The sequence below is a fragment of the Aquabacterium sp. genome, assembly GCF_030652515.1.
Lineage (GTDB): Bacteria > Pseudomonadota > Gammaproteobacteria > Burkholderiales > Burkholderiaceae_C > Aquabacterium.
Genome location: NZ_JAUSAR010000009.1, coordinates 45,056 through 53,932, shown reverse-complemented (window position 1 = coordinate 53,932; position 8,877 = coordinate 45,056). Strand labels below are relative to the sequence as shown.

Here is an 8,877-nt window from a genome sequence, read left to right as displayed (position 1 = left end):
CGGCACGGCCAACGGTGGGGCCAACCTGGACACCACGGCCCGCACGATGACGCTCAACGTCACCTCGGTGAACGACGCCCCCACAGGTGCCAGCACCACCATCACCACGCTGGAAGACACGGCCCACACCTTCACGGCAGCTGACTTCGGCTTCACCGATGCCAACGACACGCCAGGCAACACTTTGCTGAGCGTGAGGATCACGACCTTGCCAGGCGCAGGCAGCTTGACCTTGAACGGCGTGGCAGTCACGGCGGGGCAGGTGATCTCGGCGGCCGACATCGCCTCGGACATGCTGGTGTACACACCCGGTGCGGATGACAACGGCGCAGGCTACGCCAGCTTCACCTTCCAGGTGCAAGACAACGGCGGCACGGTCAACGGTGGCGTCAACCTCGATGGCACACCGCGCACGATGACCGTCAATGTGATGACGGTGAATGACGCACCCGAAGGAACCGACGCCACCGTGACCACGCTGGAGGACGCCACCTACACCTTCACGGCAGCAGACTTTGGCTTCGCCGACCCCAATGACGCACCAGGCAATGCCATGCAGGCCGTCAGGATCACGACCTTGCCCAGCGCAGGCAGCTTGACCTTGAACGGCGTGGCGGTCAGCGCGGGCGACTTCATCTCAGCCGCCGACATCGCGTCCGGCCTGCTGGTGTACACCCCGGGCGCCAACGACAACGGCACGGGCTACGCCAGCTTCACCTTCCAGGTGCAGGACGATGGCGGCACGGCCAACGGCGGCGTCAACCTGGATGCCACACCCCGCACCATGACAGTCACCGTCACCTCGGTCAACGATGCCCCGGTGGGCACCGACACCACGGTGAGCACCCATGAAGACACCAGCTACACCTTCACTGCGGCCGACTTTGGCTTCACAGATGCCAATGACTCACCCGGCGCCTTGCTACAGGCCATCAGGATCACGACCTTGCCCAGCGCAGGCGGCTTGACCTTGAACGGCGTGGCGGTCAGCGCGGGTGACTTCATCTCGGCCGCCGACATCGCCGCCGGCCTGCTGGTGTACACACCGGGTACCGACGAACACGGCGCGGGCTACGCCAGCTTCACCTTCCAGGTGCAGGACGATGGCGGCACGGCCAACGGTGGGGCCAACCTGGACACCACGGCCCGCACCATGACCGTCAACGTGAGCTCGGTGAACGATGCGCCCACAGGCGCCAGCACCACCATCACCACGCTGGAAGACACGGCCTACGTCTTCACGGCAGCTGACTTCGGTTTCAGCGACTTGAACGACGCACCTGGCAACACCTTGCTGGGCGTCATGATCACGAACCTGCCAGCCTCGGGCAGCTTGACTTTGAGCGGCGTGGTGGTCACCGCAGGCCAGGTGATCTCGGCGGCCAACATCAGCTCGGGTCTGCTGGTCTACACCCCCGGCGCTGACGGCAACGGCGCGGGCTACACCAGCTTCAGCTTCCAGGTGCAGGACGATGGCGGCACGGCCAACGGCGGCGTCAATCTGGATGTCACGCCCAGGACGGTGAACTTCAACATCACCGCGGTCAACGACGCTCCGATGGGCAGCGACAAAACGGTGAGCACCACAGCAGGCAACAGCTACATCTTCGGGATGGCTGATTTCGGCTTCACCGACCTGCGCGATGCCCCGGCCAACGCCTTCTGGTCTGTGGGCATCAGCACCTTGCCCGGTGCAGGCTCATTGACCTTGAACGGCGCGGCCGTCAACGCGGGCGACTTTGTACTGGCCAGTGACATCGCGGCTGGCAAACTGATGTTCACCCCGGTGACCGGCGCCAGCGGGGCCGTCTATGCCAGCTTCACCTTCCAGGTCATGGACGATGGCGGTACGGCCTTGGCTGGTTCTGACACCGATGTCACTGCGCGCAGGATGACCATCGCAGTCACCTCCGCGGAGGTGCCAGGCATGCCCGGCACGTCCAATCCAGGCTCGGGCCCAGGCACGGGCACCGGCGGCGGCTCGCTCACGGACCCCAGCCCCGAGTCCCCCACCACCCCACCGAGCGACCCCAAGGACGACACGGTGGACCAGATCGGGGACAAGCTGGAAGAATCGGCCGAGGGGGCAACCAACCCGCCAGAAGACTCCCCGCTACCACCGGTTCAAGGCGGTGAGGATGCTGGCGTCTCCGGCCAAGCCGCCAGAGCAACCGGCTACTCCTCATCGTACGGCGCCACCCACCAGGGCATGGGCTTTGCCTTCCGCTTGGAAGCAGGCGGCTTCAACCTGGGTTTGATGAGCGGCAACCTGCTGCAGGGCGTCAGCATCAATCCGGTCAACGTGACCGCTGATCAGGACCTCAACCTGAGCTTCTCCAACACGGGCGTGAATGGCTCGGGATACGCTGCACCCAGCCTGATGTTCACGGAAACCGCTGAAGATCGCCAGGTCAAAGTCGAAAAGATGGTAGTGCAGACCTCGGGCGCGGCCCTGTCGATCGGTGCGGTCTGGTGGGCGGCGCGGATGTCGGGCTTGTTGGCCAGCTTGATGATCAGCACCCCGGCCTGGCGCTCGATCGACCCCTTGCCTGTGATGGGCCTGGGCGAAGGGAAAGGGCCGGATGACGACGATGACGGCGATGAGCAAGGGGATGACCCCAGCGGCATGGACGCCCGGGCGGCGCGGCTGTTTGGGGCCAACAAGTTCAGAAGCCGTGAAATAGAAGGCATTGGATGAGCGAGGGGGCGATGCCGGATACCGGATTGGCCTCAGGTTCGCCAGACCCTGGGCGGGCAAGCTGCCATCTGCCATGCGACATCACGCCAGTTTGCCCGCACCGAGGTGAGCAACTGCATGGCGGGTTCCACGCGATCGGCCAGCACGCGCAGCACCACGACCTGATCGTGCGGACTGGTGCAACCGGCTTGTGCTTTTAATGCATGCGCATCGATCAAGGCTCGGGCGCCATCCAGCAATGCATCGCGCCGCGCGCCGTTCATGGCCTGTCCGGTGGCGAACCACAGGGTGGCCATCACTCGGTGGCCCGCCCAGCCCAAAGGGCTGTCCAACAGGCGGTGGTCGTCGGCCTTGACGGTGCCGCGCTCCAGCCACACACCGGGCAGGTCGATGCTCTGGGTGTAGTGCGCACCCGCGTGCGCCGGATCGTCGAACAGCTCGCCCGCCGCAGGCAGGCCCAGCGCCAGCACATCCCAGCCCATCATCTCGGCGCCAGGGGCCAACTCGAAACGCATGCGGTTCTCGGCGCGGCAGCCCCGGTAGGCGATGGTCTCAAGAGGCAGCCATTCCAGGCGCGCGCCATCGGCCACCTTGGCGACCAACGATTGCTCGGCCAACGCCCCGGCGCTGCGGTAAAACCGCGTGGCCCCCGGTGTGGTGATCAGGGCATGGCTGCCTGGTGCCAGGTTGGCTGCGATCTCGAGCACGTCGCCACCGGCAATGCCTCCCGGCGGGTGAACCAGCACGTGGTGGCACACGGCATCGCCTTCCGGGTAAAGCCGTTGCAGCACACGCAATGGTCCGTGGTGCAGGTCGTGCGCGATCGTGCGCGGGCCATCAAGGCGGTAATCCAGGGTCAGGTGGCCATGCCAGCTCATGGGGCAACAACTCGCTTCAACTCGAACCCGTTCAGTGTAGTGGCCGGGCCGACTCGTGCCAGCCGCCCAGCACCCACCTGGTCAACGCCGCCAGCACCGCGAACAGGCCGACCCCGGTCAACGTGATCAGCGTCAATGCGGCGAACATGCGCGGAATGTTGAGTTGATAACCCGACTGCAGGATCTGATAGGCCAGGCCGGTGCCGGTGCCACCCGTGCCCGCCACGAACTCGGCCACCACTGCGCCGATCAATGACAAACCGCCAGAGATGCGCAGCCCCGCCAGGAAAAAGGGCAGGGCACTGGGGATGCGCAAACGCACGAGCAACTGCCAGCGGCTGGCGCCCTGCAGCCTGAAATAATCGGCCAGCCCGGGATGGATGCTGCGCAAACCGGTCGTCGTGTTGGCGATGATGGGGAACAAGGCCACCAGCGTGGCGCACACCACCAGCGACCAGGTCGGATCCTTCACCCAGATGATGATGAGCGGGGCGATGGCCACGATGGGCGTCACTTGAAGCAACACGGCGTAGGGAAAGAACGCGGCTTCGATCCAACGACTTTGCACGAACACGAAGGCGATCAGGCTTCCGATCACGACCGACGCCGTGAAGGCCAGCAAGGTGATTTTCAAGGTCACCAGCAGCGCCGCACCCAGCAGGGGCCAGTCCGACACCAGGGTCTGACCGACCAGCCAGGGCGAAGGCACCAGGTAGGCAGGCACCTCGAAGTACACCACGCAGGCTTGCCACAAGCCCAGCAACAGCGCGGCGGCCAGGACAGGCAGGGCGATTCGCATCATGTCGTCGCCTTCATGGCATTTTTCAGGCATTGACGCAGATGCCGCTCCAGGGTGTGGAAGGCCGAACTGGCCCGCCAGTCGTCGCCACGCGGGTAGGGGGCGCCAATGCTGATCTCATCCACAATGCGGCCAGGGTGCGCCGCCATGACCACCACGCGTTGCGACAGGTAGACCGCCTCGCTGATCGAGTGCGTCACGAAGACCACCGTCAGGCCTTGGGCTTGCCAAAGCTTGAGCAGTTCGTCGTCCAACCCTTGTCGGGTGATCTCGTCCAAGGCGCCAAAAGGCTCGTCCATCAGCAAAATCCGAGGCTCGGTCACCAGGCCGCGGGCAATCGACACGCGCATCTGCATGCCGCCTGACAACTCCCTTGGGCGTTGCCCGGCGGCGCTCTGCAAGCCCACCAGCGCCAACGCGCGCGCGACTCGCCCCTCAGCGTGCGGCCTGGGCACATGGGCCAAATCCAGCGGCAGCCTGACATTGGCCTGCACGCTGGCCCACGGCATCAAGGTGGCTTCCTGGAACACAAAGGACAAGCGCTGGCCTTGCACCACGATGCCGCCTTCAGTGGGCAACAGCAAACCCGCCATCATACGAAGCAAGGTGCTCTTGCCACAGCCCGAGGGGCCCAGCAGGGTGACGAACTCGCCCTCGGCCACCGACAGGCTCACCGGCAGCAAGGCCTGCGTGCCATTGGGGTAGACCTGCGTGGCCCCCTGGACTTCAATCGCTGGATGCATGCTCAAACCGGCGTGCTCCCGGGCTCAGGGCATGACCTTGGCCGGCGCGATGAAATCGGTTCGGTAGGTCTGTTTGAGCGGCACCTTGGCAGGGTCCACCAGCTTTTGCTTGACCAGCATGTCGTAGGTCTGCTTCATGCGCTCGTCCGTGATGATGCCGATGCCCAGCTTGGCCGCATCGCCTCCCATCACCGTGCCGGTGTCTTTCAGGGTGGCAATGCCATAGGCCAATTGCTCGTCGGTCATGTTGGGGTTGTCTTTCCTGATCAGCGCATTGGCGGGGGATGGGTCTCCCGTCAGGTAGCTTTTCCAACCCTCCATGGACGCCTTGACGAAAGCCGCCACCGCCTTGGGCCGTTCTTTCAGGGTCTTGTCCATGCAGACCACGGCCGTGGCATAAGGCGGCCAGCCTTCGTCGGCCAGCATGAAGACGCTGGGTTTGAGCTTGCCCTCCTTCTGGATGGCAAAAGGCTCGGACGCCAGGTAGCCTTGCTGCGCGATGCCCTTGTCAGCCAGAAAGGGCTGGATGTTGAAGGTGTAGGGCCGCATCTGGCTGTCGGTGAAGCCGTATTTGGCCTTGAGCCAGGGCCAATAGGTGACCATGCCGGCGCTGCCAATCAACAGGGTGCGGCTTTTCAGCTCGGGCAGTTGCTTGACATCGGGGTGGGCAATCAGCACCACCGGGTCTTTCTGGAAGGCGGCGGCCACGGTCACGGCCTTGATGCCTTGCGCCCAGGACTGGATGGTCTGCACGTCGTAGCCCATCACGCAATCGGCCTGGCCAGCCAGCATCAGTTGCATGATGTTGACCTGCGGCCCGCCCATCTTCAAGGTGACGTCAAGGCCGGCTTTGGCATACAGGCCGGTGGCCTTTGCCTGGTAGAAGCCGCCGTGTTCGGCCTGGGCATACCAATTTGTCACGTAAATGAACTTTTCTGCGGCGTGACTCAAAGGGGTGCACAGCAAGGCCAGAAGAGCCAGGCTTGTGCGCTGAAATCGCTTGTTCATGGGGGCGTCCATTGGGTGTTCCGGGATGGCGGGGACCATGCGCAAGTATGGCGCAAGCCAGTTGTGACAAATGAACGTGTGCGCACCACCAGCGTGCAGCCCACATCGCGGGCCTCCCTGGTGAAAGCGCTGATTTCCTGGTCAAGTTTTTCGGAAAGTAGTCGTTGTCATGACCTGCACCGAACCTTGAGCAACATGATGTGGGAGCTGGCATGACCCAAGCGACTGAGTTGATCCCTTACATGCGTGACGTCACGCTGTGCGAGCGGCAATTGAACGAGCTGGAGTTCACCTGGCGCCTGATCGAGACCACGGCCAAGATGATCTGCCCGGCCGAAGCCAAGACCATCTTGCCCTCGATGGCTGGCACGCGGGAAGCGTTTGCCAAGCTGGAGCACCAGTTGGTGGCCGCGCTGGCCACCGAGAACCTCAACAAGGTGGTACTCGACATAGGCTCGAAAGCGCAGGTGGTGGTGGACATCGTGATCCGCAACCTGTTCGAGCGCACGGCCGACGTGGGCTTTCTGGCGACCGATGAAGACATCCGCCGCTTCCTGCGTGGCGATGGCGTGGGCCGCGATGCCATCGAGCATCGGCTCAAGGAGTACATTGCCAAGTATTCGGTGTACGACGAGATCCTGGTGCTGTCGCCCGATGGCCAGGTGCTGGCCCACCACGATGCCACCAATGACGTGAGCCACAGCGCCGACCCTTTGCTGGCGCAGACTCTGGCTTCCACCGACTACGTGGAAACCTTCAGGCGCACCGACCTGTGTCCGTCGAAAGACCGCGCCTTGATCTATTCGCGCCGCATTGAGGACGACACTGGCCAGGTGCTGGGCGTGCTGTGCCTGTCGTTCCGGTTTGACGACGAGATGGAAAGCATCTTTCGCGCCTTTCGACGCAAACAGGACCGGTCGGTGATGCTGCTGCTGGACGACGAAGGCCAGGTGATTGCCAGCAGCCAGGAAGACCACGTCGCTGTGGGCAAGCGCCTGCCCGCCGATCCGCAAGCCCGGTGCGACATCATCGAGTTCGGTGGGCGCGACTACATCGCCAAGGCCTGCCGAACCACGGGCTATCAGGGCTACATGGGGCTGGGCTGGATGGGCTTCGTGATGGTGCCGGTGGATGCCGCCTTCCGTGACCAGCGGGTGTCGGAGCAGGTGGCGGTGGGTGGCGCAGGCATGCTGTGCGAAGAGCTGCGCGCCATCGAAACCCAGGCCAGCCAGATCAACAAGGCCTTGCGCCGGGTGGTGTGGAGTGGCCAGGTCATGTCCAGCGGCAAGGGTACCGAGCTGGCCAAGCTCAAGGCGGTGCTGCAGCAGGTCAGCGAAACCGGGGAGCGCATGCGCAGCGTGTTCTCGCGGGCCATGCAAGACCTGTCGCACACGGTGGTGTCATCCAGCCTGCACGATTTGCAATTTGCCTCGCACCTGATGATCGACATCATGGACCGCAATTTGTATGAGCGCGCCAACGATTGCCGCTGGTGGGCACTGTCCTCCGAGATCCGCGAGATCCTTGGGGCGGGCGAGGTGGACCAGGTGGGCGTGCAACGCATCGCGGCCATCCTGGACTACATCAATGGCCTGTACACGGTGTACGCCAGCCTGTATGTGCATGACCGCCATGGGCGCATCCTGGCCGCGAGCGATCTTCACAAGACGGAGCTGGCCGTGGTGGGCGACCGGCTGGATGGTCGGCTGTTGAGCCACGTTGGCGCCTTGCAGTCGACCCAGGACTACTGCGTGTCACCTTTCGCGGCCAGCCCGATGTATGGCGGTCGGCCCACCTACGTCTACCAGGCGGCCATCCGCCATCCGCATGACGAGGGGGCGGTGGTGGGGGGTATCGGCGTGGTGTTTGACAGCGAGACCGAGTTCTTGAACATGCTCAAGGGCGCTTTGCCGGCACGCGCTGGCGTTTGGGCCGTGTTTTGCGATAAGGCCGGCCATGTGATTGCCTCCACGCACCCGGACATCCAGGCCGGTCAGACCGTGCCGTTTGACGTGGACATGCTGGACCTGACGCATGGCGCGGGCACCTCCATGGTGGCTCCCATCTTTGGCCAACCGCACCTGGTGGGCGTGACCATGTCTTCGGGCTACCGCGAGTACAAGAACACGGGAGACTATGACAACGATGTGCTGGCCCTGGTGGCGTTGCCCTTGGTGTCGGCTGAACTGGCTGCCGCTGATGGCTTGCCCGCACTGGAAATCCAGGCGCCAGCGCGGGTGGGCGATGGCCACGAGTACGCCACCATGCTGCTGCATGACCGCTACCTGGCGGTCGCGGTGGAATCGGTGATGGAAGCTGGTGAGATGTCGGCGCTGCGCAGCCTGGGCTCGGGGGCAGGGCAGATCGTGGGGGTGATCCCCCTGCAGAACGCGGACAACCAAACCAGCTTTGTGCCGGTGCTCAGCCTCTACGATTTCTTTGACCTGCCGCATGGGGAATTGAGCGGCCAGATCATCATCACTCGCTGCAGCCATGGCCTGCTGGGCCTGTTGGTGGACGAATTGCACGAGGTGCTGGAGTTTGACGACGCGGCCATCAAGAGCCTGCCGGACATCATGAGTGGCCGCTTCCGCTGGATCTCTCAGCTCATCAGCGTCAATGGCGGGCGCGAGGTGATCACCGCGATCAATCCGGAGGCCATCTATGAAATGCTGCGCGACAAGATCAAGGGCAAGCTCAATGAGCTGGAAAGCTCCGAAGGCTTGATTGCGCATAGCGGCGCAGGCTGAA

At 63.9% G+C, this 8,877-nt stretch carries 6 protein-coding genes; 2 read left to right on the top strand and 4 right to left on the bottom strand.

The window, feature by feature from the left end; genetic code table 11:
- Positions 1–2,698 (top strand): cadherin-like domain-containing protein (locus Q7V20_RS01035; protein ID WP_304786248.1); only part of this gene is annotated, 2,698 nt, incomplete at its 5' end.
- A gap of 32 nt (positions 2,699–2,730) precedes the next feature.
- Here Q7V20_RS01035 and Q7V20_RS01030 read toward each other — a convergent pair.
- Genes Q7V20_RS01030 through Q7V20_RS01015 form a run of 4 tightly spaced genes read right to left on the bottom strand, consistent with a single transcriptional unit; the run spans position 2,731 to position 6,126 of the window.
- Positions 2,731–3,576 (bottom strand): urease accessory protein UreD, encoded by an 846-nt coding sequence (locus Q7V20_RS01030; RefSeq protein ID WP_304786246.1) that lies wholly within the window; start codon positions 3,574–3,576, stop codon positions 2,731–2,733.
- Between the two features lie 31 nt (positions 3,577–3,607).
- Positions 3,608–4,378, bottom strand: a complete 771-nt coding sequence (locus tag Q7V20_RS01025) for an ABC transporter permease (protein ID WP_304786244.1) — start codon at positions 4,376–4,378, stop codon at positions 3,608–3,610.
- A complete protein-coding gene (locus Q7V20_RS01020; protein ID WP_304786256.1) occupies positions 4,375–5,118 on the bottom strand; it encodes an ABC transporter ATP-binding protein in 744 nt (247 codons plus the stop codon). The genes Q7V20_RS01025 and Q7V20_RS01020 overlap by 4 nt, the downstream gene beginning before the upstream one ends.
- A 24-nt stretch (positions 5,119–5,142) precedes the next feature.
- Entirely contained in the window at positions 5,143–6,126 is a 984-nt protein-coding gene (locus Q7V20_RS01015) for an ABC transporter substrate-binding protein (protein ID WP_304786242.1), read from the bottom strand.
- Between the two features lie 212 nt (positions 6,127–6,338).
- On the opposite strand from Q7V20_RS01015, the gene Q7V20_RS01010 reads away from it, so the two are divergent.
- Positions 6,339–8,876, top strand: a complete 2,538-nt coding sequence (locus Q7V20_RS01010) for a chemotaxis protein CheW (RefSeq protein WP_304786240.1) — start codon at positions 6,339–6,341, stop codon at positions 8,874–8,876.
- The last annotated feature ends 1 nt before the right edge of the window (position 8,877 follow it).

Coding starts and splice junctions, on each gene's coding strand:
- Q7V20_RS01015 (WP_304786242.1), bottom strand. CDS start 6,126: ATGAACAAGCGATTTCAGCGCACAAGCCTGGCTCTTCTGGCCTTGCTG.
- Q7V20_RS01030 (WP_304786246.1), bottom strand. CDS start 3,576: ATGAGCTGGCATGGCCACCTGACCCTGGATTACCGCCTTGATGGCCCG.
- Q7V20_RS01020 (WP_304786256.1), bottom strand. CDS start 5,118: ATGCATCCAGCGATTGAAGTCCAGGGGGCCACGCAGGTCTACCCCAAT.
- Q7V20_RS01025 (WP_304786244.1), bottom strand. CDS start 4,378: ATGATGCGAATCGCCCTGCCTGTCCTGGCCGCCGCGCTGTTGCTGGGC.
- Q7V20_RS01010 (WP_304786240.1), top strand. CDS start 6,339: ATGACCCAAGCGACTGAGTTGATCCCTTACATGCGTGACGTCACGCTG.